The sequence below is a fragment of the Nitrospira sp. genome, from assembly GCA_037045225.1.
Taxonomy (GTDB): domain Bacteria; phylum Nitrospirota; class Nitrospiria; order Nitrospirales; family Nitrospiraceae; genus Nitrospira_A.
This window is the reverse complement of sequence record JBAOHZ010000009.1, coordinates 419,694-445,206: the sequence shown is the minus strand read 5'-3', so window position 1 is coordinate 445,206 and position 25,513 is coordinate 419,694. Positions and strand designations below refer to the sequence as shown.

Below are 25,513 nucleotides of genomic sequence, written 5' to 3'. Positions count from 1 at the left end.
GCCAAGCCTGACGTGCGGCTGGTCTCCATCCAGCGGCTCTTGCGCCGTGGCGCCATCACCAATTTGGCCAAGATGCTGGCACGCATGCATCCGGCGGATATCGCCAACGTGATCGACCACCTGTCCTCGCAGAAAGAAAAACGCGAAATCTTCGAGCTGGTGCGTGGGGATGTCAAACGCGGGCAGGTGCTCAGCGAATTGGACGGCGAGAGCATCACGCTGGTGTTGTCCGATTTGCTGCCGTCCGATGCCGCCTGGTTGTTGAAGGATCTTGGTTCCGACGATATTGCCTACATCTTAAGTGTGATTCCGAACGATCGCGCCAAGGAGATCCTGGCGTTGATGCGGACGGAGGACTCCACTGAAATCGCCGACCTGTTGAAGTATCCCAAAGGCACGGCCGGCGGGATCATGACCACGGAGTTTTTTGCGCTTTTTGAGGATGCCACGGCGCAGGAAGCCATTCGGCGGTTACAGCAGGCGACCGATGCGGAAATGGTGTTCTACATCTACGTGACGGACAAGGAAGATAGGCTGGTCGGTGTGTTATCCCTGCGTCAATTGCTGACCGTCCCTCCCGCGACTCCGCTCAAAAACATCATGACCCGTGATCTGATCAGCGTGGCCGTGGACATGGATCAGGAGGAGGTCTCTCGCCAGGTTGCGAGTTACAACCTGCTGGCCATTCCGGTGGTGGAGAAAGACGGCAAATTGGTCGGCATCATCACCGTCGACGACGTCGTCGATGTCATCCGAGAAGAGGCGACCGAAGACATGTTGAAAATGGCCGGGGCCATCGAAGAGGACGCGATGTTCAAGTCCTCCAGCATGGCCGCTGCGCGAGTTCGCCTGCCGTGGCTCTTTACCAATCTCGTCGGGAGCCTCCTGTCCGGCATGTTGTTGTGGATGTTCCGGTATACCATTCAGGAAGTGGTGGCCATCGTCAGTTTTATCCCTGTTATCGCAGCTATGGGGGGTAATGTCGGGTTGCAGTCCTCCACGCTGATTATTCGAGGGCTCGCCACCGGTCTGGTGGAACCCACCGACGTGTGGAAGATTTTCTTCCGTGAAGCGAAAATTGCCTTCCTGATGGGCATTGCCTGTAGTTTGATGCTGACGGTGGTGGGCTGGTTGTGGCATCAGGTCTTTCTCGGCATGGTCGTCGGAGTGTCGCTCATTACGGCGTTCCTGGTCTCGACGAGCATGGCGACGGTGATGCCGATCGTGTTGAAGCGAATGGGCGTGGATCCTGCTGTTGCTGCCGGTCCGTTCGTGACGACGGCCAATGACATCACCGGCATTGCCATTTATCTCACGCTGGCAACGATCTTCCTCGAGCAAATTCGATAACGATGCGGCCCAAGCCTGCTCGTTCCCCTGTCTTCCTTCACGCTGGGTGATGAGATGCCGTTGGTGAAGACTGCTGCCATCGTGCTGCACAGCCGAAAGTGGGGCGATGCCGACCGGATCGTGACGTTCTATACGATGCGATTAGGCAAGTTGCGCGGGGTTGCGCGCGGAGCGCGTCGCTTGAAGAGCCGTCTCGGCGGGATGATCGAGCCGTTTACCCTCTGCCAGCTGGATCTGTTTGAGAAGCCCGGCGATTCGCTCTACCGCATCTCGCAGGTGGCGTTGGATGAGCCGTTTGCCAAATTTCGAGACGATCTGACACTGATGACGGCTGCAGGACGTATGGTCAACCTGGTCAGTGCCGTCATGGCAGAAGGTGATCCGGAACCGCGGGTATTTGAGATGTTGGCGTCGGGGTTGCGCACGCTCTTGGAGAGTCGGGACGCGGCCTGGACGACCTTGTTGTTCCAGATTCGCTTACTGGGCATTACGGGGTTTCGGCCGCAAACTGAGCAGTGCGCGACCTGTGGCCAAGCGCATCGCAGTCCGCTTCCGCAATTCTCACCGACGGCCGGAGGGATTGTGTGCGAGCGGTGCGCAAGCCGTCAGCCGTTTCGTTGTACGGTCTTGTCTCGCGGAAGCGTGGCATTTCTTCATCAAGCGTTACAGATACAGCCGGCGCTCTTGACTCGATTGCATGCGGCCGGCCAGGTACGGGCTGAAGTCGAGTCGGCCATTGAAAGTTATGTCACGGTGGTTGCGGGACGACGGCTTCCACCAGTCGATTTTTTGACCAGTGGAGGCCCTGCGTAAAAGGGTGTCCGGTTTGTGTGTTATAGGTGTGTTCGGAAGCCGAGTGAGGGGGCGCTGCTTGTTATGAACGAGACGGTACTTGAACCGACCGATATGGAATGGGTGGAGAAGGGCGTTTTGGGCATCACGTGGAGTGATGGGCACAAGGCCCTCTATCCTGTCCGTTATCTCCGGCAGCATTGTCCGTGCGCTGCCTGCACGGACGAATGGACGGGAGAGCTTCGTCTGAAACCGGATGATGTGCCGATGGTGATTATGTTGCAAGATGTGCAACCGGTCGGACGGTATGCGTTTCAATTTACATGGAGCGATGGACACGATACGGGCATCTATTCGTATACGTTTCTTCGGCGGATGTGCCAGTGCGATATCTGTCAGCCGGTGAAACCTGTGGAACCGCGATCCAGACGGTTACTCTGATCGGTCAGCCGCAGGCGCCTGGTGTCGACGGAAGGGGAGGTGCATTCAGATGAAACCAGCTCGGATTATTGCCGTAGGAGGGTGGCTGCTTGTGGGGCTTCTCTCGGTGGGCTGTTCGAGTCTTCCTTCGCTGGATCGTCAAAAACAGTTGGTTCAGCAGGGTGACTATCGCATTCAACAGTTGACCCCGCGAGCCTTTGTTGAAATCTGGGGGGAGCCGACTTATACCCATCCGCAGTTCACGCATTTCTTCGTGATGCAGGACGGACGGCTGATTCCCCAGTCACGCATGGCGCTGGGAGAATCTCCGCAAGGGTGGGAGACCGGGCTTGCCGCCGGCGATGCGTTGTTCCTGGCCTACGCCGATCGTGGCCAGTATCTGGTATTTCTCGATGAGGCGCTTGTGTACCATGAGGCGATGACGCCTGAGAAGGTCCATGCTGTCGGCAAAACCTGGAAATACGAGTCTCAGTTCAAGACGCGACTCGAAATGTCTCCGCCATGAAGTAAATGGTGCTGGATCTTTCTATGACGCCCTCCTCCAATTATCGTCCCCTGAAGATCTGCATGGTCTCCTCTGAGGTCGTGCCCTTTGCAAAGACGGGTGGGCTTGCCGATGTGGTCGGAGCCCTCGCGACGGAGTTTGCCAGGCTGGGACACGATGTTTGTGTGCTGCTCCCGGCCTATCGGCAGGTCGATGCCCTCGGCTATCAGATGACCGACTGTGCCAGGGTAGCGGTTCCGACGGCGCATGGCCTGATTGAGGCGCGAATACAAGAGCTCGTCGGTCCATTTGCACAGGTGACGGGTTCCGGCCGCCTGCGAGTGTTGACGGTTCGCCATGATCCATTTTTTTCCCGGTCAGGTCTCTACCAGGAGGCCGGTCACGACTACCCCGACAATCTCGAGCGGTTCGCATTTTTTTGCCGGGCCGTCATGGAATTGTTGGTGCACTTCAGCGAAAAAGACGGGTGGCAGGCGGATCTACTCCATGTGCATGACTGGCAAGCGGCCTTGTGTGCGGTGTATTTGCGGGCACTCTATCAGCCGAAGTCCGCTCTCACCCACGTCCGCAGCGTGTTGACCATCCATAATTTGGGGTATCAGGGGCTGTTTCCGGCTGAACAGTTTTCTCTCACCGGCCTGCCTGGCCAGTTGTTTACTCCCGCTGCGCTTGAGTTTTATGGGAAACTGAATCTACTGAAAGGTGGACTCGTCTTTGCGGATCTCCTCACTACGGTGAGCCCCACCTACAGTCAGGAAATTCAGACCCCTGACTATGGGTGTGGTCTGGAAGGGGTGCTCAACGGGCGGAAGCGCGTGCTCCATGGGATCGTCAATGGAATTGATGCCGAGCTCTGGAATCCTGCCAAGGATCTACACTTGCCGACCCAATATTCTCTTTCCGACATGTCCGGGAAGGCACGATGCAAGAAAGGGCTTCAGCGTGAACTGACGCTTCGTACGGAAAAGGGGCCGCTCCTTGGGATGATTGCCAGACTGATTGGCCAAAAAGGTATCGATCTTGTGATCGATGTTATTCCGGAGCTGATGGAACTTGATGTGCAGGTGGCAATTCTCGGGACCGGAGATACGGGGTATGAGCAGCAGGTGCGTGAGTTGGCGGAACGGTATCCGGGAAGACTCGCGGTCCGCAACGTATTTGACGAAGGACTGGCCCATCGGATTGAAGCCGGCGCGGATATGTTTCTCATGCCGTCCCGCTACGAACCGTGTGGCCTGAGTCAGTTATATAGTCTTCGTTATGGCACTGTTCCAATTGTCAGAAAGACGGGCGGGCTGGCTGATACGGTGGTCAACTATACGCCGAGCACGTTCAAGGGATCACGTGCCACCGGTTTCAGCTTTACGGATACGACCGCGACTTCACTCTTGACCTGTCTCTTGCTGGCGTTATCGATCTACCGGAAAAAGGCAGATTGGTACCGTATCGTCAAGGCGGGAATGGAACAGGATTTATCCTGGACTCGATCAGCCGAGACCTATGTGCGTGTATTCCGGGAGCTGGTGCAAGAGAAACGGACGCAGGGAAATTAGGGCGTCACCCGTGCGGAGGCCGTGCGTTATCGGAGAGCGGCCTGGAGTGTGAGTTCGAGATACGACAGCCGTTCCCGAGCCTGCGCCGCATAGTAGGAATAGTCGGATTGTGTCTGGTTTGCTAGTACCTGCCTGAACTCATTTCGTGCCAGGTCATGCTCCCCGACTGCGACGGCCAGATTCCCTGCATGCAGACTACAGGCTGCGGCCATGGCGTGAATGTCTACGGCCAGCCTCGACGCCGGTTGGGTCACCATGCTCTTCAGCTTGGTCGGGAGAAGATTTTCAAGTGGTGATGGGAGGGCGTGGGCCTGGCTAACCTCGCGTAACTTGTATGAATCCAGCACGGCCGACTGGGTTTGGTCCGAAGATAAGCAATGTGTATAGGTGCTCCACACATCCATGAACCGGACATTATCGTATCGAACGGAGGTCGTCGCAGCGCTTGTTTGGCAGCCAGCGATTGACAGGGCAGTGACTAGAATGGCGAGGATGCCGATTCTCATGTCGCGCGTACCGTTCATGTGCCCACTTCCTCCAATCCGCGTCTCCTTGTCGAGACGATAGGGTATTGAGCAAGTGTCGGGCCACGGTTTGAAATTGTAAGTTATTGAAATAATTGACGTGAAATTCGTGTTTGCGGCAGCTCCTGTCTCAATAATATTTCACTGTGTTGAATAGCGCACGGAAGATTAGAGATGTGTGGGGATTTTGGCCTGGCCAATTTGGGGGGGCAGTGTGCCTTTTCAGGAGGCCGACTCGGCTGTTCGGCTGGAACTTCCGGTGGCGCGATGCGCAGGGCCGGGAGGCCGATAATAAGGGGTTGGATCGAGGTCAGCAAGTGTCACTCTAGCGAATTTTTTGCGTGGCTGATATTGTCGGCAAATTGTAGTGTGCGCTGGGTAATTGGATAGGGCACACTCGCGAAAGGTCTGTAGCCAATTGTGATTGGCCTGGCCATGAAAGTTCGCGGTATGCATTGGGTCATGCAGGTCTGTTGCGACGGAAGTGTGACTGGGGCTACCCAATTGCCGGAGTGTTTTGATAGATCATCCCAGCAGTTTAACAGTATCGGGTGCCATCCTTTGGTGAAAGGTTCCTCTGCCAATGAATTCGAGACAAGCACTGACCAAGTCCCGTCAATTCAGAAACCTGCTGTGTTCTGATCAACTGCAATTTATTTGCGAAGCTCACAACGGGCTCAGCGCGAAAATCGTGGAGGAGGCTGGGTTCGCAGGCATCTGGGCAAGCGGTCTCTCTATTTCTGCCCAGTTCGGAGTGCGCGACAACAATGAGGCCAGCTGGACGCAGGTGCTTGAAGACCTGGAGTTCATGTCCGATGCGACTCGAATCCCAATCCTTCTTGATGGCGACACGGGATATGGGAACTTCAACAACATGCAGCGGCTCATTCGCAAACTTGAACAGCGCAACATTGCTGCGGTGTGTATCGAAGATAAACTGTTTCCCAAGACCAACAGTTTCCTCAAAGGCGATGCGCAGCCGCTCGCTGATATGCAGGAGTTCTGCGGCAAGATTAAGGCAGGGAAAGATGCTCAGACCGACCCTGATTTTTGTCTTATCGCGAGGGTGGAGGCCTTCATCTGTGGGTGGGGACTAGCTGAGGCGCTTCGTCGTGCGGAGGCCTATCATCAGGCGGGAGCCGACGGCATTCTCATTCATAGCGCGCTTTCGGTGCCGGATGAGATCCTGGCGTTCAAACGGGAATGGGGCAATCGCTGCCCCGTGGTGATTGTGCCCACGAAGTACTACGCGACGCCGACGGATGTGTTTCGGCAGCATGGTTTTTCAATGGTGATCTGGGCAAATCATATGCTGCGTGCCGCTGTGGCCAGCATGCAGAAGACCGCGCGAGCGTTGAAGGAGAGCGAGCATCTCCTCTCCATTGAGGATAAGGTTGCGCCGGTCTCCGAAATATTTCGACTGCAGAATGCCGCAGAGTTGCTGGAGGCGGAGGAGCGGTATCTCCCTCGAGGTGCCGAGGGTACCTCAGCGGTCGTATTGGCGGCCTCCCGTGGTGAGGAATTGGGGGAGTTGACAGAGGAACAACCCAAGACCATGGTGAAAGTGCAGGGTATTCCGATCCTGAGCCGCATCGTCGATGCGTATAATGCCGTTGGGATTAAAGACATTCTCGTGGTCCGCGGCTATAAGAAAGAGGCCGTGACCCTCCCCAATTTGACGTACATCGATAATCGTGAATTCGCTGAGACCGGCGAATTGGCGTCTTTGTCCCAGGCGCTGCAATCCAGAAAGGGGCGGTTTCAGCCGACGATAATTTCATATGGGGACGTTCTGTTCAATAAGTATATTCCGCAGGCATTATGCCAGGAGCAGGATGACTGCGTCGTGTTCGTCGACAGCAATTGGAAGGATCAAAGCAGTTATGCCCGCCTCGGTGGTTTTGCCGAATGCTCCATTCCGAATTCACGGAGAGCCTTCAATGCCAAAATCTATCTTAAGCAATTGGGGCGGACTGTACCTGAAGAGTCGATCCATGGAGTCTGGATGGGATTTCTGAAGCTCTCTTCCATCGCAGCGAGCCAAGTGAATGAGCTCCTGATAGACATGCTTGCCGATCCAGCGAATCGACGGGCCGGCATTCCGCAATTGTTGCAGGAACTCCTGAAGCGGGACGTTCCGATTCGTGTGTTGTATACGGTCGGTCACTGGTTGGATATCAATAGTCTGGAGGATGTTGTTCAGGCTGGCAATTTCTGAGTGTTCACCCACATTGAGTTGGTGGTGTGATCACGGTTGGATGAAAATCCTATCTGTAGTACAAATACATATTATGTCAGGCTATGCGAAACGTACGCCTTTGGAGGTCTGGCGGCATGATTGACCCACAAGAGTTTATTCAACATCTTCAAGCTAATGGGGTGGAGTTCTTTACTGGAGTGCCGGATTCTCTATTGAAGGATTTCTGTGCCTGCCTTGATCATGTGTCCGGTGCAGGTCAGCACATCATCAGTGCCAACGAAGGGGGTGCTGTGGCGTTGGCGCTGGGGTACCATCTCGCGACACGGAAGGTTCCTCTGGTGTATCTGCAGAATTCAGGGTTGGGAAACATCATCAACCCTCTTCTGTCGTTGGCCGATCCCGAAGTGTATTCGGTTCCTCTGGTGCTTGTGATTGGGTGGCGAGGAGAGCCTGGTGTCCATGATGAACCACAACACAAAAAACAGGGCCGCGTAATGCTTAGCATGCTCGAGGCGATGGAAATTCCCTATTCCATCTTGGGGCCGGAGACAGACGAGTCGTCGGTTGCGCTCGCGAATGCCCTGGCTCATGTTCGAAACGCCAGCGCACCGTTTGCGCTCGTCATTAAGAAAGGGACCTTTCAGCCCTTCACGTTGCCTAGGTCTGATAAACCGGATTTTTCACTTTCCCGAGAGGCGGCGATCCAGCAAGTGATTGGGTTCTTGGGTGCCCGCGATGTGGTCATCTCCACCACAGGCATGTCCTCTCGAGAAGTGTATGAGTATAGGCACCAGCGGGGCGAAGGCCACCAACGGGATTTTTTAACTGTGGGAGGCATGGGGCATGCTTCCCAGATTGCTCTGGGAATTGCCCTCCAGAAACCAGACCGCTCCGTCTATTGCCTTGATGGTGACGGGGCGCTTCTCATGCATATGGGGGCGCTGGCCATTAACGGCGTGCGCAAGGCACGGAACTTCAAGCATATCGTGCTGAATAATGGAGCTCATGACTCGGTCGGCGGGCAGCCAACGGTAGCACTTGATGTCGATATTCAGGGCTTTGCGCGTGCTGCCGCGTACGAATCGGTCTTTCGCGCTCAAACGAAGCAAGAACTTGACGTTTGCCTAGTGGAGTTGCAGCGATCGAGCGGCCCGAGCTTGTTGGAGATCCGAGTGCGCTGTGGAGCCAGAAAGGATCTTGGGCGTCCAGTCACAACTCCCATTCAGAACAAGCATGCGTTTATGGATTTTGTGGAGCGTTGAGCTACCCTGAAGCGATGTGGTTGGGATCGGCCGTCCAGCTATGCGGGGGACTATCTTCTGCCGTGGGAAGGTACGGAAGTGGGTGTCCATGTCATCGAGCGGCGGCTAAATCACCATAGAAGGTTATGAGCAGATACCGAGTATCAGCGTCAATGGATGCGTTCCTGGACTAGGTGCGCCATTAAGGAATGGTGTGAGCGCGGCCGTAAGGTATTTAGATTGAACCAGGTAACTTCTTGTGGCAGGATAAAGTGCGCAAGGCTAAGATCGAAAGACCTGAACGAGCACCCCTGTGCGGGTTGTGGAGTTTGTTTTACGCATAATGTGCTTGATGTGTTCTTTAACGGTCTGTTCGGTAATTTTCAGCGCATTCGCTATTTCCTTGTTAGTCCATCCTTTTGCCAGGTTTTCGACAACAGATTGTTCTCTGTTGGTAAGTTGGAACCGTTCCTTGGCTTGATCGGTATTGAGTTGCTGGCGTCGTCCAAGCTCTTCTAGTGTTACAACGAGGCGGGCATATTGGATTCCGCCCCTGTCTGGGAGCCCAAATCCTCGGAGCAGCACGGGTTGGTTTGGGTTACCCGCGATTCGCTTGACCTCAAATTGCTCCCAATCCTTTGCCTCAGTGCGAACGTGGAGGGCTTTCATGATCTCTGCGCAGAGCTCGGTCAAGGCCGAGGGCAGCACTCCTTGCGCGGCCTTGGCAGGCGCGCCTCCGTTCTCGGCCATATTGATGAGCTTGGAGAGTTCGGCGGCCTGGCGATTCATATGAAGTAGCTGCATCGAGGATGATAAAACGACGATTCCTGCGCCTGCGCGTTGGTCAGCGAGGTTATCTGCAGGTTCCTGAGAGCTGACAGCGTTTTGAGTCACGGTGATTCTCCGTAGGATCGTTGGTCTTTCTAGACAATGGAGCTATTTCTGATAACCTAAGACATATGCTGATCACTAGTAATGCTACATAATACTTTCGAGGTAGTCAAATTATACTTTTGAGGAATCTATCCGTACATCATTGGTATTGTCCGTTCACGTTCGTACTTCTATACTCGTATACTCACACCCGTGCGACACTGCTGTTATGCTAAGGCTTCAGAGGTAGTTCGTTGTGAAGAGTCCGTTAGTCGGGGTTGATTGTTTGCGGAGTGCCCTAGTTTTGGTGGTGGGTACGGGTATCAAAGTCGTAAATCATTAAATTGTAAGTGAAATAACTGAAACAGCTTGCTAAGTGTCTCGAAGGGATAGTGTTCTCAAGCTGCAATCTGATGAGCTTGGAGCAGATCCGCTGATCAAGACCGATTGAGTAGCCCCATGCTGGTGGGCAATTGCTGCGCGGTTAAGGCTTTCTTTGATGAAAGGTCCCTTCTCAGCCTCTCAGATCTATGAGCTATTCCGCTGGACCAGAGAAGTGTAATCCCCCTCCATTTGGAAGCGTGGCACCCTTTGTTACAGGATCGAGACTTCGGTTCTTGCTGGGAAGGTAGATGATTAGTCGTTGTTGCAAATGGTAGTTGGAATTTCTTCAGGAGAATAACTAATGAATGGTACGGCGTTATTTAGCACTATTGTTCTTGTGGGGAGCTTGGGAAGTATCGCGCATGCTACCCAATTTGAGCAGGCACCAAAATTGACCTTGGTGGCAGGCCCATCCCAGGGGACAAACCCTGCCAGTGTACGGCATGGAGGCGAAGGGGCAGAAAAATCATCCCTTACGGTGACTCCAGATTACATTATGGGGCCTGAAGACGTCTTGGAAATTACGGTGTGGAAGAACGCGGATCTTTCTAAGCAAGTTCAGGTTCGTCCGGATGGTCGGATTTCGCTCCCCCTTATCGGTGATGTGTCGGCAGTGGGGCGGACAGCGGGACAATTAACTGACGAGATCTCCGCACGGCTCAAATCCTATATGGAGAACCCGACGGTTTCGATCCTAGTCCGAGAGGTCAATAGTTATCAAATTTACGTGTTGGGAGAGGTGAATGCTCCCGGTAAGTATCCTCTGAAAAGTAAGACCACACTGCTGCAAGCAATCACGATTGCTCATGGCTTTACACAGGTGGCTGCTCGCAACAAAATTGTGGTATTTCGGTTCGGAAAAGATGGTGAGGGATTGAACAAGATTAAGGCGAGTTATGACGACATCGTGCTGAGAGATGGCTCAGATCAAAACATAGAGTTAAAACCGGGAGATCAGATCGTTGTGCCCTCTGAAACAATGGTTGTATTACCGTCAAGGTGAAGTCCATTTGCTAGAATTGTACGGGTGCATGTCGCTGGAGCGAGCCAAAGGAGTTGGAACTTGAAAACTTTCGGTTGCAGATGGTTACGAGGGGGGGTATGTATTGCTGTCAGCTTTCTTCTCACTCTCCCGGGGTGCTGGATCGGGAATGAGCAGATAGACTTCAATGTCACGTATATTCCTCCGAATGAATTTTTGCTGGGGCCTGAGGATGTTCTGGTCGTGAACGTTTGGCGGAATCAGGAGCTTTCACGAGAAGTCATCATTCGGCCTGATGGGAAGATTTCAATGCCGCTGATCGGTGATGTTCAGGCAGCGGGAATGACGTCGAATGTACTGGCCAAGCGAATTGCGGATGGCTTGGCTGAGTTCATGTCGAATCCAACCGTCTCGGTGCAAGTGAAGGAAGTAAATAGTTACTATGTGTATGTTCTTGGTGAAGTGTCAAAACCTGGGAAGGTGCCGTTGAAGTCTTATGCGACAGTGTTGCAAGGGATCTCGCTTGCCGGAGGCTTCACAACATTTGCGTCGAGAAACAAGATCCATGTGCTGAGAGTTGTTCCAAATGGCCAAGGGCAACCGAAGCAGGTTCAGATTCCCGTTCCCTATGAAGATATTATTCAGGGTAAAAACTCGGAGGGAAACTTCTTCCTCAAGGCTGGTGATGTCATTGTTGTGCCGTAGTCAGCGTTTGAGGGTGCTTCGGGTTATCTCGGGAGCGTTGGCCCTGGTGGTGTGGTGGAGTATCTCGGACTCTGCGGCGCAACAGATCCGCGTAGTGCCATCGATATCGGTTACGGAGAGATATGACAGCAACGTGTTCTTTACTCCCGAATCATTCCTGCCGGCAGGAACAAAAGTTGATGATCTCATCACGACGATTACGCCTCAGCTAAACTTCATTCACGGCAATACCCTTGTGAAGACAAATCTGTCAGTCGGGGCGATTATCCAGAAATTCGTAAATAATTCAGCTCTTGACAACGTCGGATTCAATGGAAGTGCAGGGATTGACCTCTCACAGGCTGTGAATAGGATGTTGCCTCGGATGCGAGGCTTTCGGATCATGGGCACGTACTTGTATACACCTTCGGCCCCGGCCTTCGGTGCTGGCGGCCTTGGTGGTGGAGCCGGTATGGGAGGAGGAGGGGGATTTGGCGCAGGAGGGATCGGGCTTATGGGCCCAATTGATTCTGGCCTAATTACTCAACGGATTAGGACCACTATGTTCAGTGTTGGGTTTTCGAACTCCTACTCGCTTTCACCGACCACGGATTTTCAGACCAGTTACATGTACTCTCAACTTAGTTTCGGTGGCTCATTTACACCGTCGACAACAGTTGGCGGGCAACCATCGAACACGGTGTTCGATACTACGACTCATACTATTTCCGCTGGACCAACCTCAAGGATTTCGGCCATAGATTCGTTAAGTATGAAGTATACGTTCACTCAAATGTCTCAACCGCAATTTGGTGATTATGCGACACATGGCGCAACACTGGGTTGGGGGAGAACTTGGAGTAAGGAATGGAGTTCCTCAGCTACTGGAGGGCTAACACTCATTGAGCCAATTCCGGACACCTCTTCTTCTGGTGGGCAACGGAGAATTCCTGCGACGATGTTTCCGACTGGAAGTGTAAGTCTAAGTTATGCGGCGGGCTCATCATTTCTCAGGAAGTTAGGTAGTGAAATTCAAGAGACGACGGGCGGCAGTCCGACCGCTGGTGCAGGCTTCCTTCCCCTCCTTGCTGGGATGAACATGCCGGGAGGGATCGCGGCGCCCGGATCATACCGCCTCACCCTCATGTATAATCTCGGCGTGTTCCCAAGCTTTGTTCAAGCTGCGGGACCTATATATACACACTCCATAATGTTGGGAAGCATGGCTGGCATCACTGACAGACTGAGTGCCCAGGCGCTTTTCAATTTTGCGCGTAGCACTTTTACCTCGGATGCCATTGGTACGACTTTTACTACTTACGGTACGACAGTGTCCCTCAACTATCTCATTGCGCCCATGTTTACGGCCAATCTTAGTCATCAATGGTTGATGTTTGATAGTCAAAGTCAATCGAATGGTTTGAATGCCGCAGATCTCGGATTTGCAAAACAAGTGATTCTGCTAGGTTTCACATACGCGTATTCACCGCGCGGAGATTTTTTCCGATCAGGTGCTTTTTGGGAAGGTTCTTCTGGCGGCTCTTCGTCTGCTGAGTCAGGACTCGGTAAATCTGGATCAGGAGGAGTGGATACAAAGAAATGAATACGCGTACATTGTCACCAGAGGATTATTGGCGAGCAGTTGTTAGCCGAAAGTGGCTCGTTATTTCTGCGATCTTGGTGTCGCTCAGTATCGCTGGTGCAATATGTGCGCTGATGCCCAAGATCTACCAATCAGCCACGAAGATGTGGTTTGAGGGTGCAAAGATAGAAGAGTCTATAGTGAGTGGGCCCAATCCAGCTGGTGCCGGATACATACCCACACTTGAAGATCGAGTGATGGAGGTGCGGCAGTTTGTAATGGGGAGAAAAACGCTCGGTCAGATTGCCGGGGAATTTGGGCTGTTCGGGTACGAGAAAGAACATCCGGAGGCTGCAGAATCTGAGAATGCGATTAGAGCCATGCGAGGGTCAATCAAGGTTGAACCTACCAAGGACAAGCTATTCATAACACTCTCATTCTCAAATGAAGATCCCATTATAGCCAGGGATGTCACGTCACGACTCAGTGATCTGTTCATTGAGGAGACGTTGAAAGACCGGGAACGAGGGGTCGAGGCGGCGGAAGATTTTCTTGGATTGGAGTTGAAGCATGCAAAGGCAGAACTTGAAGTAAAAGAGAAGATTATTTCGGAGTTCAAACAGCAGCATCTCGGGGAGTTGCCGCAGCAAATAGACGCTAATCTTCGGAAGCTTGATCGGCTTCAGGACGATATGCGCTCGCAGAGCGAGCAGGCGCAGAACCTGGCCAATCGCCTGGCTCAAATCGACAAATCAATTAAAGATTACGAGGAAACAGGAGAGGTCGGTACTGATTCTCCCGTCGGCAGTTCGAGTAAACGGAATAAGGATCCGCGCCTGGGGAGAATTAAGGAATTGGAGCGGCGGTTAGTTGAACTCTCGTCCATGTATAAGGAGACGTATCCCGACCTCGTACAAGTGAAGGAAGAAATAAAGAAGCTTCGAGAGATGACGTCAGCTCAATATCGGGATCTGTTACCCGAGAGCGAGGGAGCTGAAGAGCCGGTGGCTGGGAAAAAATCCAGGCGCAAAGCAATTGATCCTTACCACGCCGAACTTCTAAAGCAGAGGGAGGAGATCGTCCTCGAGTTGGAGTCCGTGAAGCGCCATCAATCGCATATCTCTGGGGAGATTTCTCAGTATGAGCGAAGGGTGGAGCATACTCCAGAGCGAGAACAGAAACTGAAGACGCTTGAGCGGGATTATGAAAATCTTCAAAAGAACTATCAATCCCTCTTGGATAAGAAGCTCAGCGCGGGGATGCAGAAAAGTTTGGCTCAGGGTCGTAAGGGAGCTAAGTTTAGCATCGTAGATCCCGCCTACACTCCAGTTGTTCCTGTTGTTCCCAACATTCCATTGATTATGGCGGCGGGTCTTGTCCTCGGATGTGCTTTGGGGTTTGGGGGGGCCGTGGGGCTCGAACTCATGGGGAGAGGGTTCCGATCTGCGGAGGAAGTCGAACTTACTCTGGGCTTGCCCGTCATCGCGTCTATTCCGCTCTACGAAAGTGCCTTTGGCGGCTCAATGCAAACCGTTCGGGCGCTCTCTGGGAAAGCGCGTAGTTCCCCGCTATTGCTGCCAGGTCAGGCAAGGCGGGATGACGAATTTCAGGGATCAGGTGGTCTCCCTGCTACATCTATCGGCAAGCACAGGGTGAGCAATGGGCAACTGCAGAATCCGACTCCTGGGCTAGAATTAGTGTCAATGTGGCGACCCCTTTCATTCGTGGCGGAGCAATACCGCGTTGCGGCGACCCGGCTTGAATTAATGACTGGGGATCGAAAGAGTACGGCGATTGTTGTGACCAGTGCTGTCATGGGGGAGGGAAAGTCTTCGACAGCCCTGAACTTGGGTTATGTGTTGGCCAAAGACCTTGATCGTAAAACCATAGTCATCGATTGTGATCTTAAGCGTCCGATGCAGCATATTTACGCTGGAGTCTGGCAGCAACCCGGACTAGCGGAAGTTCTTCGTGGTACGAAGGTGGTTGAGGATTGCTTGCAGCGACTGGGCGAGGCTGGCCCATGGATTCTCCCTGCCGGGGCGGTCGGAGATAATCCTCTCGCCTTATCTAAGATGCATCAGTTGACTGATTTGATTATTGAACTGAAAGAGAAGTTTGACTATGTGATCATTGATGCTCCGCCGGTATTGCCACTTGCTGACATGCAGGTGTTAGCGAGTATGGGGGATCTGCTAGCCTATGTGGTGAAGGCAAGCATGACCGGGCGTGATGTTGTGCAAAAAGCACTGAAAGCTATCGGTGAGACTGCCAATGTAGGAATCATCTTGAATGGCTTAGATGCACATACCACTCCCTATTATATGCAGCAGGAGTATTACCGCGAAGCGCGCCATGAACAGCTCAAGTAAGTCTGGACATGAGGTTGACCTGGAGCCAGTGGTTTCTCAGCAACCGCTCGTTTCTGTGTCGGTGAGTTTCCCTAAATTCACGCGGCGAATCTTGATTCTTGGGGTGGGACCTCTTGCCCGCGATCTGTGTCAAACCCTGTTGTCAAAACGAACCGGTTTCGCCGAAGTTGTGGGCTTTCTTGATAAGGATGCGAGTCGGATTGGCGAACGTTTAGTGAACCCAAGCATCATTGGAACATATGATCAATTGTTTGAGATTGCTGAACGCTACCAAGTCCATACGGTGGCGGTGTGTTTAGAGGATCGTCGTGCGGTTCTACCAGTTCAAACCCTTTTGGACATGAAGGCCATGGGCCGTGATGTCGTTGACGGCCACTACCTGTACGAGGAAGAATCTGGACGCCTTTCGATTGATCATCTCAAGCCAAGTGCGCTAATTTTCTCGACGGGGTTCCGCCGTCGGTTGGTCACGATGCTTCTTAAGCGGTGCCTTGACGTGGCGGTTGCTGTCGTAGGGATGATCGCGCTGGTGCCGCTGGTATGCATTCTCGCTATTCTCATCAAGATAGATTCATCCGGTCCCGTTTTTTATAGGCAGATGCGAGTTGGCCTGCGCGGCCGTCCGTATATGATCTGGAAGTTTAGGTCCATGCGTCAGGATGCTGAACAGAGTGGTGCACGGTGGGCAACGAGCGAAGATCCCCGGGTTTCCAGGGTTGGGCGATGGATTCGAAAGTGGAGGTTGGACGAGCTCCCACAGTTGATTAATGTCGTGAAGGGCGAAATGAGTTTGGTCGGTCCAAGGCCGGAGCGTCCCGTATTTGTACAAGAATTGAGAAATACCATTCCATACTATGATCTGAGGCACACTGTCCGACCAGGAATCACGGGATGGGCGCAAACCCGTTTTCGGTACGGTGCATCGAAGGAGGACTCACACGTGAAACTTCAATACGATCTATTCTATGTGAAGAATCTCTCGTTGGCGCTGGATTTGAGGATCGTCATTCACACGGTGAAGGTCATGCTGATGGGCGAAGGAGCACGGTAGAGACTGTATGGCTAGTACCATTCCGAGACATTGCTTGTCTTTCGATGTTGAAGAGCATTTTCAGGTCTCTGCATTTGAATCTCCGATGCGAAGACGGCACTGGGAACAATTTGAGAGTCGTGTGGAGGCAAATACCGAGCGACTGCTTGAGATATTAGCGGAGAGGGGTGTGCGGGCAACCTTCTTTGTTCTTGGGTGGGTAGCAGAGCGCTATCCTTCTTTGGTTCGCCGCATTGCATCAGGTGGACATGAAGTGGCGTCACACGGGTATGCTCATGAACTCATCACAAGTCAAACCCCTCATGCTTTTCGTGAAGACATTCGAAGGGCGAAGGCCATTCTAGAGAGCATACTTTCTCAGCCGGTGCTGGGCTATCGTGCGCCAAGCTTTTCGATTACCAAGGATACGATGTGGGCAACTGCAGTCCTGGTCGAGGAGGGGTACGTTTATGATTCCAGTATTTTCCCGGTACTGCATGACCGGTATGGTGTGCCCTCTGCAAACCCAGACGTGCATCAACTGTTGACCGAATCAGGTGTGCTATGGGAAGTGCCTCCCTCAACTGTGAAGTGTCTGGGAGTGCGGGTCCCCGTTGCCGGTGGAGGGTATTTTAGGTTGTATCCATATGTGCTATTGCGCACCCTGCTTCGCAAGCTGGAGGGTGAGGGGGCTTCGCTCGTGATGTATATGCATCCATGGGAGTTCGATCCAGGTCAGCCAAGAATGGAAGGCTCTCTGCTGTCACGAATGCGACACTACCTGAATCTCGATAAAACAGAACGCCGGATGTGTGAACTGCTACAGGATTTTTCCTTCGCTCCCATTCGGCATGTGTTTCCTCAAATTGAACAAACGCAGAGCGGGCGACCGATTTCTGCAGTTGTTGTAGGGCAAGAACTCCTCTCGAAAAATGTATCTCCGGCGGTGCTCAGTTAGTAGTCGACCCGGTACGAGGTGTTGGCATGGGCAATCGTGTGATCCGATTACTATAGGGTAGGTTTTAGGGAGAGTAGCTGTTACGCATTCCGAAAGAGCGCCCAAGTTAGAGCCGGCCAGTTATTGCAGCGAACCAGAATTCATCTCGATATGCTAGATGAGCTTCCTGTGCGTGTGAGGGTGTTGAGGAAGTCATGTAGCTCTCCCCTCAAGTCGTCTAACTTTTGCGACGAGCAGGCTGCAGTGATGTTCGGGGAACATTCCTTTGTGTGCTAAGACTCATAGGTGCCTGCTGTGGCTCAATGATGTGGCGCAGATTGTGTTGAGACCAAAATCCCCTGCAATCGGCTGTGCTACTCTTGTGATGTGGCATTGCTAGTACTATAGACAGATTTTGCAGGGGGTGATCTGTTGCGTTACGACATGGGGCCTGGTCATGTAATGGTAAAGAAATTGACTGGGCAGGCCAGAATGTTCCGTAACAACAAATATCTGAGAGTATATGCTGGAGATCTGGAGGGCTATCTTGCTTATAGTGAGGGGCCAGGATTCTTCTCGCATTAGAGGGCGAGCCGTTTATGGATTGTGGGGGAATTAAATGGCGTGCGGTAGCGAAGCCTGAGGGGTCTTGGTAGGGCAGGTATCGGTAATGGCCTGATTGTGAAAACTATCGACTGCTGGAGGGAGTGACATGAAAGCCGTGATTCTAGCTGGTGGGTTGGGAACTCGTTTGTCGGAGGAAACGGTGCTTCGTCCGAAGCCAATGGTGGAGATCGGTGGTAAACCAATCTTATGGCATATCATGCAGATTCATGCAGTGTATGGCGTCACGGAGTTCGTAGTCGCTCTCGGGTATAAGGGCGACATGATTAAGGAGTATTTTCTTAATTTCTTTGCCATCAACAACGACCTATCCGTTGATCTCTCCACGGGAAAAACAACAATACATGATCGCAATCAGCCAAAATGGACGGTGCATCTCGCAGACACAGGGCAAACAACGCAAACAGGTGGACGAGTCAAGCGTTTAAAAAAGTGGCTGGAGCCGGATGACACGTTCATGCTGACTTACGGAGATGGGGTGGCAGATTTGAATGTCGGCAAGTTGCTTGAGTTTCATCGTTCGCATGGCAAGCTTGCGACCATGACGTCCGTCCGTTCTCCTGCGCGATTTGGTCGTATTGGTTTTGAGGGCGACCGAGTCACGGAGTTTTTTGAGAAGCCCGAGGCAGGGGAGGGCTGGATTAACGGCGGATTTTTTGTCCTCAGTACGAAGGCCTTGGACTATATTGATGGCGATCAGACGGCGTGGGAGCGTGAGCCAGTTGAGCGCCTTGCTCATGCCGGTGAGATGGTCGGGTACAAGCACTATGGATTTTGGTCCTGCATGGATACGTTGAAAGAAAAGGAATATCTCGAGGGACTTTGGCAATCTGGTAAGGCTCCTTGGAAAATGTGGTAGGTCGTATGCAATCGGATTTTCTCGTCATTGGCGGTGGGGTGATTGGCCTCAATATTGCGCGCCGCCTCCGGCAAACGTTTCCTGGCGCATCAGTTCACCTTGTTGAGAAAGAGGAAGACTGTGGCTTGCACGCAAGTGGCCGCAATAGCGGGGTGTTGCATGCAGGATTCTATTATTCGCCAGACAGCTTGAAGGCTAAGTTTACGTGGAACGGTAATCGTCTCTTGACCGAATACTGTGACACGAAGAGAATTCCATTGAACAAGTGCGGCAAATTAGTGGTCGCGAAAGACCAGAATGATCATGCTGGTCTTGATGAACTGCTTCGACGGGGCCGTGTAAACGGAATTCCGCTTGAGGAAATTTCTGAGAAAGATGCAAAAGCGATTGAGCCTCGGGTTAAGACGTGTGCTCGAGCCTTGTTCTCGCCCGCAACGTCAACGGTAGATCCGACTCAAGTCATGCGAGCTATGAAAGCAGATGCCATAGAGGAAGGGGTGCAACTGCACTGCGGGGTTCGGTATCTCTCTTCCTCGAACGGGCAGGTCGTGACCACGAAGGGGACGCATCATGTTGGGTATGTGGTGAATGCTGCGGGGCTATACGCTGATCGCATCGCGCGTGAGTTTGGCTTTTCAGAACACTACCGAATTCTTCCATTTAAGGGACTGTACCTCTACTCCAGTGAACCTGCTGGATCGATTCGAACAAACATCTATCCGGTTCCTGATTTGAAGAATCCATTCCTCGGTGTTCACTTTACCGTGGCGGCGAGCGGAAAAGCGAAGATTGGTCCTACCGCAATTCCGGGATTATGGCGAGAACATTATGGCGGCATAGCAAATTTTCATTGGAACGAATTTCTTGAAGTGGCCATGCGTGGGGTTGGGCTGTTGGCTACCTCCAATTTTGATTTCAAAACCCTCGCGATTCGCGAGATGGCGAAGTATTCGAAGGCAACCATGGTGTCATTGGCAAGTCAATTGGCGGAAGGTGTGACGGCCGAACACTATCAGAGCTGGGGCAGGCCTGGGATTCGAGCCCAGCTGGTCGACATCAGAAAGCGTAAACTTGAAATGGATTTTGTGCTGGAGGGTGATAAGCGGTCGATGCATGTGCTGAACGCCGTGTCTCCCGCGTTCACTTGCTCACTTCCATTTTCCGAACATGTTTGTCAGCAGATCAAAGCCACCTTAAGTTGAGGGAGTACCAATGAAGATTTTGGTCACCGGCAATATGGGGTATGTGGGACCATTAGTGCTGCGTCGTTTACGCGAATCCTATCCGGGAGCAACGCTCATTGGGTATGACATGGGGTACTTCGCTCATTGCTTGACAGGTGCGCCGCGATTTCCTGAAAGTCGGGCGGATGTGCAGTACTTTGGAGATATTCGACAGGTGTCTGAGGACATTCTTCATGGGGTCGATGGGGTAGTTCATTTGTGTGCTATCTCCAATGATCCCATGGGGGCGTTATATGAAGACGTTACGATGACAATTAATCATCGAGCGAGCGTCGATCTTGCGAAAAAAGCAAAGCGTGCCGGTGTGAAGAAGTTTGTCTTTGCGTCAAGTTGTAGTGTGTATGGGTTTGCCGAAGGGGGGCCTCGTCGTGAGGAAGACGAACTGAATCCTCTTACCGCCTATGCGAAGTCAAAAGTGGCGACGGAGCGTGACCTCGCGTCTCTCGCGTCGGAGACCTTCACGGCTACCTGCCTCAGGTTTTCCACTGCCTGTGGGATGAGTGATCGTGTGCGACTGGATCTTGTCTTGAATGATTTTGTCGCTGGTGCATTGGCGTCGAAACGGATCAATATTTTGAGTGATGGAACACCATGGCGGCCACTCATTCACGTCAAAGACATGGCACGTGCAATTGATTGGGCCTTGCAGCGAAATCATCGAGAGGGCGGAACGTGTTTGACCCTCAACGTAGGAAGCGACACCTGGAACTATCAAGTTAAGGATCTTGCAACAGCGGTGGCCGAGGTGATCCCTGGCGTGGAGGTCTCGATTAATAAGGATGCCCAACCTGATAAACGCTCCTATCGCGTAAACTTTGATAAGTTTACGAAAATGGCTCAAGGATTTCTTCCGGCTGTGGATCTTTCGAATGCGGTAGTGGATCTTCGAAATGGCTTGACCGCAATGAAGTTCCAGGACCCTCAATTCAGAACAGGCGAATTCATGCGGTTAGTGACGCTGAAGCGTCTTCGGGAGAACGGGCACCTCACCGACAATCTTGAGTGGGCTGAGCGCGCCGGGACAGGCGCCAAGGGCGTTGCCGGAGCGTAGGTTCTTCAAGATGGCGGTGTAAGGCAACCGTAGTGAAGAAGGGGGTTCATATGGGGCAATCATTGTGTCGATCATGCGGAGCGGTGCTGAATCATACCTTCGTGGATCTGGGCATGTCACCGCTAGCCAATTCGTATATTAAACCCGAACAACGCAACCGCATGGAGCCATTTTTCCCGTTACATGTCTATGTCTGCGAAAAGTGTCTCCTTGTGCAGTTGGAGCAGTTTTCCTCTCCGGATGATATCTTTTCCGACTATGCGTACTTTTCATCCTTTTCTGACTCGTGGCTTGCACATGCGAAGGCCTATGTCGACATGATTGCGGATCGGTTCCATCTGAGTGAGAAGTCAAAAGTAGTTGAGATCGCAAGTAATGACGGATACTTACTGAAGAACTTCGTGGCGCGAGGAATTCCGGTCCTTGGCGTCGAGCCGGCTGCCAATGTGGCTGAAGTGGCAAAGAAGAATGGCATTAATACCAAGGTGGCCTTCTTTGGCGAAAAGACGGCGCTAGGCCTAACGAACGATGCCTGGTCGGCCGATTTGATTATCGGTAATAACGTGCTGGCGCATGTACCGGACTTGAACGATTTCGTGAAGGGTTTGAAGATACTGCTAAAGCCAACCGGCCTGATTACCATGGAGTTTCCTCATTTGCTTCAGCTCATGGAGTCCAATCAGTTTGACACGATTTACCATGAGCACTTTTCCTACTTTTCCTTCCTGGCAGTGGAGCAAGTTTTTGCGCGTCACGGCATGAAGTTGTTCGATGTCGAGGAGTTACCAACCCACGGTGGTTCACTCAGAATCTACGCGTGCCACGATCAGGATGAATCAAAGTCCACCCAGTCCCGAGCGAGAGACCTTAAAGCGAAGGAACAGCGTGCCGGATTTGGTGAATTGAAGCACTACCTCTCATTTTCGCCCAAGGTTGAGGCGACGAAGCGGAAACTACTCTCGTTCTTGATTTCAGCTAAGCAAGAAGGGAAACGTGTGGTTGGGTATGGAGCACCGGCCAAAGGCAATACGTTACTGAACTACTGTGGCGTGCGCACAGATTTGATGGACTATACAGTTGACCGGAGTCCGCACAAGCAAGGTCATTTCCTGCCGGGAGTACATATTCCTATCTACGCGCCAGAGCAGATTCGCCAGACCCGCCCGGACTATGTGCTCATTCTTCCGTGGAATCTCAAGGATGAGGTCATCCAGCAGATGGCGTTTATTCGTGAGTGGGGAGGGAAGTTTGTGGTCCCGATCCCAGAGGTGACGGTCTATCCATGATTTTTACTGAAACTCTGCTGAAGGGTGCGTTTGTCATTGAGCTCGAGCCGGTGCAAGATGGGCGGGGAATGTTTGCCCGAGCGTGGTGCCAGAAAGAGGCTGCGACCAAAGGGATTCAGGTTGCCTGGGTTCAACATAACCTTTCGGTGAGCCATTACAAGGGAACCATGCGCGGTATGCACTACCAAGCAGCTCCGTACGAGGAGGTCAAGCTTGTTCAGTGTATCAGGGGGGCTATCTACGATGTCATGGTAGACTTGAGGCCCGCGTCTCCCACGTATTGCCAGTCTGTCGGGGTGGTGTTGTCCGCGGAGAATCGCCGGATGCTCTATATTCCTGCCACATTCGCCCACGGCTATATTACGCTCCAAGATTCAGCAGAGGTGTTTTATCATATGTCGGCGTACCATGTGCCAGATGCCGCGCGTGGATTTCGATGGGATGATCCCGCATTCGGGATCGAATGGCCGGAGTCTATCACTCACATGTCGGATAGGGATCGAAGTTGGCCGACGTTTGCTCCCAAGCGAGGACCACACTCGTGAGCACAGTGGAGGGGGACAAAGTATCTGGCGCTTCTGAGGTTGGGCGATCGTTGCACGATTTTGTGGCTGAGTTGTATCCCTTGTGCCGGAGCATTACTGGTGACGGGGTGCGTGAGACGCTTCGTTTAATTCAGCGGCGAATTCCCTTGACGATGTGTGAGGTGCCGAGCGGAGCGCAAGTTTTTGATTGGACCGTTCCTTTGGAGTGGAATGTCAAAGATGCGTGTATCAAGGATAAGAATGGGGGACGGATTGCTGACTTCAAAGTCAACAACTTACACCTTATGAGTTATAGCACGCCGATTCAGCGGCGTATGCGACTCGATGAACTACGGCCGCATCTTTTTAGCCTGCCGGATCATCCGGAGTGGATTCCCTACCGTACATCGTACTACCAGGAAAACTGGGGGTTTTGTCTTCCCCATAAGGATCTCGAACGATTAGTGGATGAGGAGTATGACGTATTAATCGACTCCAGCCTTCAGTCCGGCGCACTCACATATGGTGAGTGTTACTTACCCGGTCAGACCTCTGATGAAGTCCTTGTTTCATCTCATATCTGTCACCCATCGCTGTGTAACGACAATCTCTCTGGGATTGCTGTAGCGGTCATGCTGGCTCAGACGCTGGCGCTTCGTCCGCGCCGCTACTCCTATCGGTTTGTGTTTATTCCTGGGACGATCGGTTCCATCACGTGGCTGGCGAAGAACGAGAATGTCATTCCGCACATTAAGCACGGATTGGTGCTGACAGGGATCGGTGATGAAGGCGGGCTTACGTACAAAAGGAGCCGTCAGGGTCAGGCAGAAATTGATCGTGCAATGGTCCATATCCTCAAACATTCGGGAGACGCCCACGCATTGATTGATTTCTTTCCATACGGGTATGACGAACGACAGTATTGCTCGCCTGGCTTTAACCTGCCAGTGGGCTGTTTGATGAGGACGCCCCATGGCGAATATCCAGAGTATCACTCCTCTGCGGACAACCTAGACTTTGTGAAGCCCGAATCCCTGGCTCATTCCTATACTCGCTGCATCGAGCTCTTCGACTTGCTGGAATGTAATCGGACTTATCAGAATCAAAATCCTAAGTGCGAGCCTCAGCTGGGACGCCGCGGGTTATATCGGGCCATCGCCGGGCAGCAAGATAAGCAATTCAAGGAGTTGGTGCTTCTGTGGGTGTTAAATCTCTCAGATGGGCAGCATACTGTGCTCGATATTGCCGAGCGTGCTGAGGTCCCGTTTCATCGAGTTCATGCCGCGGTGGAAGCCCTGTTGAAAGTCGGATTGTTGAAGGAATGTGGGGAGTCCGATCACGTCTGATGTGAGGAGAACATGAACAATACCATTTATTACGATTCTCCTGTCTCCGATGAACAACGACGCCAACTGTTGTTTGATGGGCAGCTCTTGGTGTATACCCCGCGCCCGAGCACACTGGCGCTGATCAGATTTGCCCGTACGTTGATTCAGGAAGCGTTTGCACCGCTTGATCCGGAAACGGCTCAATACCACATGTCCATAGATCAGTACGCAGACACCTTGTTGAAGTTAAAGCCAGGGTTCATTCACCATCCTGAGTCGAAGCGTCTGATTCAGAACATTTTCTTGGAAATGGGGTGTGACCTTGAGAAGACGTACTTTGATGTTCCGAAAATGCGCAGCTCCACGAGTGATAATTACCTGACGACCGGTATTGCCTATGCCTGGCATCCGCATCGGGATACTTGGTATTCTGCTCCGCCCTGCCAGATAAATTGGTGGATTCCAATTTATGATATTCAGTCCGACAATGCGATGGCTTTCCATCCGCAGTATTGGAATCGCCCCGTCAAGAATAGCTCAAACGGGTACAATTACTATCAATGGAATCAGCAGAATCGCGGCGCTCATGTTGCAAAGTTTTTGAAGGAGGATCCTCGCCCTCTTCCTAAGCCGACCGAGCCGCTTGAACTTGATCCCCAGATCCGTCTCATCGTTCCGGCCGGAGGGATTGTCTTTTTTTCAGGGGCACAGATGCACTCGAGTGTTCCCAATACTTCAGGAAAGACAAGGTTCAGCATTGATTTCAGAGTCGTTCATGAAGACGATGTGCGAGGAAAGAGGGGCGCCCCGAAGGTGGATGAAGAATGTACAGGGACCACAATGCGGGACTATTTGCGGGGGACAGACTTTTCGCACTTGCCGGAAGAGTTGGTCGCTCTGTATGACGACGGGACTTCTGCTGATGGTGACCTTGTTTATCGGCACCGGGTAGGTACAGAGGATGCCAAGTAGCCTGTGAGTGGAGTCTCTGTGCTTCTGAATTCTTCTGGGAGTCCGGATAGTCCGAACCTGAGCATTTTCTGGCGACAGTTGTGAGCCCGTGTATCAGGCTGAGAGTCTCGGCTCATGCCTGTTTCAGTTATCGAGCTTGTTCTGTCGACAAGCAAGCGATAATCCTCTGAAATTG

Annotated in this window: 22 protein-coding genes; 20 read left to right on the top strand and 2 right to left on the bottom strand. The window is 52.5% G+C overall.

What is annotated here, in order from left to right; translation table 11 throughout:
• The first annotated feature begins 12 nt into the window (after window positions 1-12).
• From mgtE to glgA, 5 genes are all read left to right on the top strand, one after another.
• The gene (gene mgtE / locus V9G17_03160) at window positions 13-1,350 is read left to right on the top strand and encodes a magnesium transporter (protein ID MEI2751573.1); all 1,338 of its coding nucleotides are present in this window, start codon (window positions 13-15) and stop codon (window positions 1,348-1,350) included.
• 63 nt (window positions 1,351-1,413) lie between these two features.
• Window positions 1,414-2,163 carry a DNA repair protein RecO gene (gene recO / locus V9G17_03155; protein ID MEI2751572.1) on the top strand — a complete coding sequence of 250 codons (750 nt, stop codon included), beginning with the start codon at window positions 1,414-1,416 and terminating at the stop codon, window positions 2,161-2,163.
• 63 nt (window positions 2,164-2,226) lie between these two features.
• Entirely contained in the window at window positions 2,227-2,583 is a 357-nt protein-coding gene (locus V9G17_03150; protein MEI2751571.1) for a DUF971 domain-containing protein, read from the top strand.
• Between the two features lie 49 nt (window positions 2,584-2,632).
• Window positions 2,633-3,088 (top strand): hypothetical protein, encoded by a 456-nt coding sequence (locus tag V9G17_03145; protein MEI2751570.1) that lies wholly within the window; start codon window positions 2,633-2,635, stop codon window positions 3,086-3,088.
• Window positions 3,089-3,111: 23 nt separating this feature from the next.
• Window positions 3,112-4,641 carry a glycogen synthase GlgA gene (gene glgA / locus V9G17_03140; protein ID MEI2751569.1) on the top strand — a complete coding sequence of 510 codons (1,530 nt, stop codon included), beginning with the start codon at window positions 3,112-3,114 and terminating at the stop codon, window positions 4,639-4,641.
• A gap of 26 nt (window positions 4,642-4,667) precedes the next feature.
• Here the strand turns inward: glgA and V9G17_03135 are convergent, their stop codons facing one another.
• The gene (locus tag V9G17_03135; GenBank protein MEI2751568.1) at window positions 4,668-5,165 is read right to left on the bottom strand and encodes a hypothetical protein; all 498 of its coding nucleotides are present in this window, start codon (window positions 5,163-5,165) and stop codon (window positions 4,668-4,670) included.
• Between the two features lie 583 nt (window positions 5,166-5,748).
• Between V9G17_03135 and aepX the strand changes: the two genes are divergently transcribed.
• The gene (gene aepX / locus V9G17_03130) at window positions 5,749-7,383 is read left to right on the top strand and encodes a phosphoenolpyruvate mutase (GenBank protein ID MEI2751567.1); all 1,635 of its coding nucleotides are present in this window, start codon (window positions 5,749-5,751) and stop codon (window positions 7,381-7,383) included.
• A 116-nt stretch (window positions 7,384-7,499) separates the two neighbouring features.
• Window positions 7,500-8,627 carry a phosphonopyruvate decarboxylase gene (gene aepY, locus V9G17_03125; protein MEI2751566.1) on the top strand — a complete coding sequence of 376 codons (1,128 nt, stop codon included), beginning with the start codon at window positions 7,500-7,502 and terminating at the stop codon, window positions 8,625-8,627.
• A gap of 261 nt (window positions 8,628-8,888) precedes the next feature.
• Here the strand turns inward: aepY and V9G17_03120 are convergent, their stop codons facing one another.
• On the bottom strand, window positions 8,889-9,500 hold the full coding sequence (locus V9G17_03120) for a LuxR C-terminal-related transcriptional regulator (protein ID MEI2751565.1): 612 nt from the start codon (window positions 9,498-9,500) through the stop codon (window positions 8,889-8,891).
• A gap of 664 nt (window positions 9,501-10,164) precedes the next feature.
• Between V9G17_03120 and V9G17_03115 the strand changes: the two genes are divergently transcribed.
• The 13 genes from V9G17_03115 to V9G17_03055 all read left to right on the top strand — a co-directional run bounded on the left by V9G17_03115 (window position 10,165) and on the right by V9G17_03055 (window position 25,338).
• Window positions 10,165-10,866, top strand: a complete 702-nt coding sequence (locus V9G17_03115; protein ID MEI2751564.1) for a polysaccharide biosynthesis/export family protein — start codon at window positions 10,165-10,167, stop codon at window positions 10,864-10,866.
• 60 nt (window positions 10,867-10,926) lie between these two features.
• A complete protein-coding gene (locus V9G17_03110) occupies window positions 10,927-11,550 on the top strand; it encodes a polysaccharide biosynthesis/export family protein (protein ID MEI2751563.1) in 624 nt (207 codons plus the stop codon).
• A gap of 133 nt (window positions 11,551-11,683) precedes the next feature.
• Entirely contained in the window at window positions 11,684-13,132 is a 1,449-nt protein-coding gene (locus V9G17_03105) for a hypothetical protein (GenBank protein MEI2751562.1), read from the top strand.
• Window positions 13,129-15,483 (top strand): GNVR domain-containing protein, encoded by a 2,355-nt coding sequence (locus tag V9G17_03100; GenBank protein ID MEI2751561.1) that lies wholly within the window; start codon window positions 13,129-13,131, stop codon window positions 15,481-15,483. The genes V9G17_03105 and V9G17_03100 overlap by 4 nt, the downstream gene beginning before the upstream one ends.
• Window positions 15,467-16,534: a TIGR03013 family XrtA/PEP-CTERM system glycosyltransferase gene (locus V9G17_03095; GenBank protein ID MEI2751560.1), complete on the top strand. Its 1,068-nt coding sequence runs from the start codon at window positions 15,467-15,469 to the stop codon at window positions 16,532-16,534. The genes V9G17_03100 and V9G17_03095 overlap by 17 nt, the downstream gene beginning before the upstream one ends.
• Window positions 16,535-16,541: 7 nt before the next feature.
• Entirely contained in the window at window positions 16,542-17,471 is a 930-nt protein-coding gene (locus V9G17_03090; GenBank protein ID MEI2751559.1) for an XrtA system polysaccharide deacetylase, read from the top strand.
• Between the two features lie 691 nt (window positions 17,472-18,162).
• Window positions 18,163-18,933, top strand: a complete 771-nt coding sequence (rfbF, locus tag V9G17_03085; protein MEI2751558.1) for a glucose-1-phosphate cytidylyltransferase — start codon at window positions 18,163-18,165, stop codon at window positions 18,931-18,933.
• 5 nt (window positions 18,934-18,938) lie between these two features.
• Window positions 18,939-20,135, top strand: a complete 1,197-nt coding sequence (gene lhgO, locus V9G17_03080; GenBank protein MEI2751557.1) for an L-2-hydroxyglutarate oxidase — start codon at window positions 18,939-18,941, stop codon at window positions 20,133-20,135.
• A 10-nt stretch (window positions 20,136-20,145) separates the two neighbouring features.
• The gene (locus tag V9G17_03075) at window positions 20,146-21,228 is read left to right on the top strand and encodes an SDR family oxidoreductase (GenBank protein MEI2751556.1); all 1,083 of its coding nucleotides are present in this window, start codon (window positions 20,146-20,148) and stop codon (window positions 21,226-21,228) included.
• 50 nt (window positions 21,229-21,278) lie between these two features.
• A complete protein-coding gene (locus V9G17_03070; GenBank protein MEI2751555.1) occupies window positions 21,279-22,514 on the top strand; it encodes a class I SAM-dependent methyltransferase in 1,236 nt (411 codons plus the stop codon).
• Window positions 22,511-23,059 carry a dTDP-4-dehydrorhamnose 3,5-epimerase gene (gene rfbC / locus V9G17_03065; protein MEI2751554.1) on the top strand — a complete coding sequence of 183 codons (549 nt, stop codon included), beginning with the start codon at window positions 22,511-22,513 and terminating at the stop codon, window positions 23,057-23,059. The genes V9G17_03070 and rfbC overlap by 4 nt, the downstream gene beginning before the upstream one ends.
• Window positions 23,056-24,384 carry a DUF4910 domain-containing protein gene (locus V9G17_03060; GenBank protein ID MEI2751553.1) on the top strand — a complete coding sequence of 443 codons (1,329 nt, stop codon included), beginning with the start codon at window positions 23,056-23,058 and terminating at the stop codon, window positions 24,382-24,384. The genes rfbC and V9G17_03060 overlap by 4 nt, the downstream gene beginning before the upstream one ends.
• A 12-nt stretch (window positions 24,385-24,396) precedes the next feature.
• Window positions 24,397-25,338 carry a phytanoyl-CoA dioxygenase family protein gene (locus tag V9G17_03055; GenBank protein MEI2751552.1) on the top strand — a complete coding sequence of 314 codons (942 nt, stop codon included), beginning with the start codon at window positions 24,397-24,399 and terminating at the stop codon, window positions 25,336-25,338.
• Window positions 25,339-25,513 lie beyond the last annotated feature (175 nt).

Coding starts and splice junctions, on each gene's coding strand:
- glgA (MEI2751569.1), top strand. CDS start 3,112: ATGACGCCCTCCTCCAATTATCGTCCCCTGAAGATCTGCATGGTCTCC.
- rfbC (MEI2751554.1), top strand. CDS start 22,511: ATGATTTTTACTGAAACTCTGCTGAAGGGTGCGTTTGTCATTGAGCTC.
- V9G17_03090 (MEI2751559.1), top strand. CDS start 16,542: ATGGCTAGTACCATTCCGAGACATTGCTTGTCTTTCGATGTTGAAGAG.
- V9G17_03075 (MEI2751556.1), top strand. CDS start 20,146: ATGAAGATTTTGGTCACCGGCAATATGGGGTATGTGGGACCATTAGTG.
- V9G17_03070 (MEI2751555.1), top strand. CDS start 21,279: ATGGGGCAATCATTGTGTCGATCATGCGGAGCGGTGCTGAATCATACC.
- V9G17_03145 (MEI2751570.1), top strand. CDS start 2,633: ATGAAACCAGCTCGGATTATTGCCGTAGGAGGGTGGCTGCTTGTGGGG.
- V9G17_03100 (MEI2751561.1), top strand. CDS start 13,129: ATGAATACGCGTACATTGTCACCAGAGGATTATTGGCGAGCAGTTGTT.
- aepY (MEI2751566.1), top strand. CDS start 7,500: ATGATTGACCCACAAGAGTTTATTCAACATCTTCAAGCTAATGGGGTG.
- V9G17_03135 (MEI2751568.1), bottom strand. CDS start 5,165: ATGAACGGTACGCGCGACATGAGAATCGGCATCCTCGCCATTCTAGTC.
- V9G17_03115 (MEI2751564.1), top strand. CDS start 10,165: ATGAATGGTACGGCGTTATTTAGCACTATTGTTCTTGTGGGGAGCTTG.
- lhgO (MEI2751557.1), top strand. CDS start 18,939: ATGCAATCGGATTTTCTCGTCATTGGCGGTGGGGTGATTGGCCTCAAT.
- V9G17_03095 (MEI2751560.1), top strand. CDS start 15,467: ATGAACAGCTCAAGTAAGTCTGGACATGAGGTTGACCTGGAGCCAGTG.
- rfbF (MEI2751558.1), top strand. CDS start 18,163: ATGAAAGCCGTGATTCTAGCTGGTGGGTTGGGAACTCGTTTGTCGGAG.
- V9G17_03150 (MEI2751571.1), top strand. CDS start 2,227: ATGAACGAGACGGTACTTGAACCGACCGATATGGAATGGGTGGAGAAG.
- V9G17_03055 (MEI2751552.1), top strand. CDS start 24,397: ATGAACAATACCATTTATTACGATTCTCCTGTCTCCGATGAACAACGA.
- aepX (MEI2751567.1), top strand. CDS start 5,749: ATGAATTCGAGACAAGCACTGACCAAGTCCCGTCAATTCAGAAACCTG.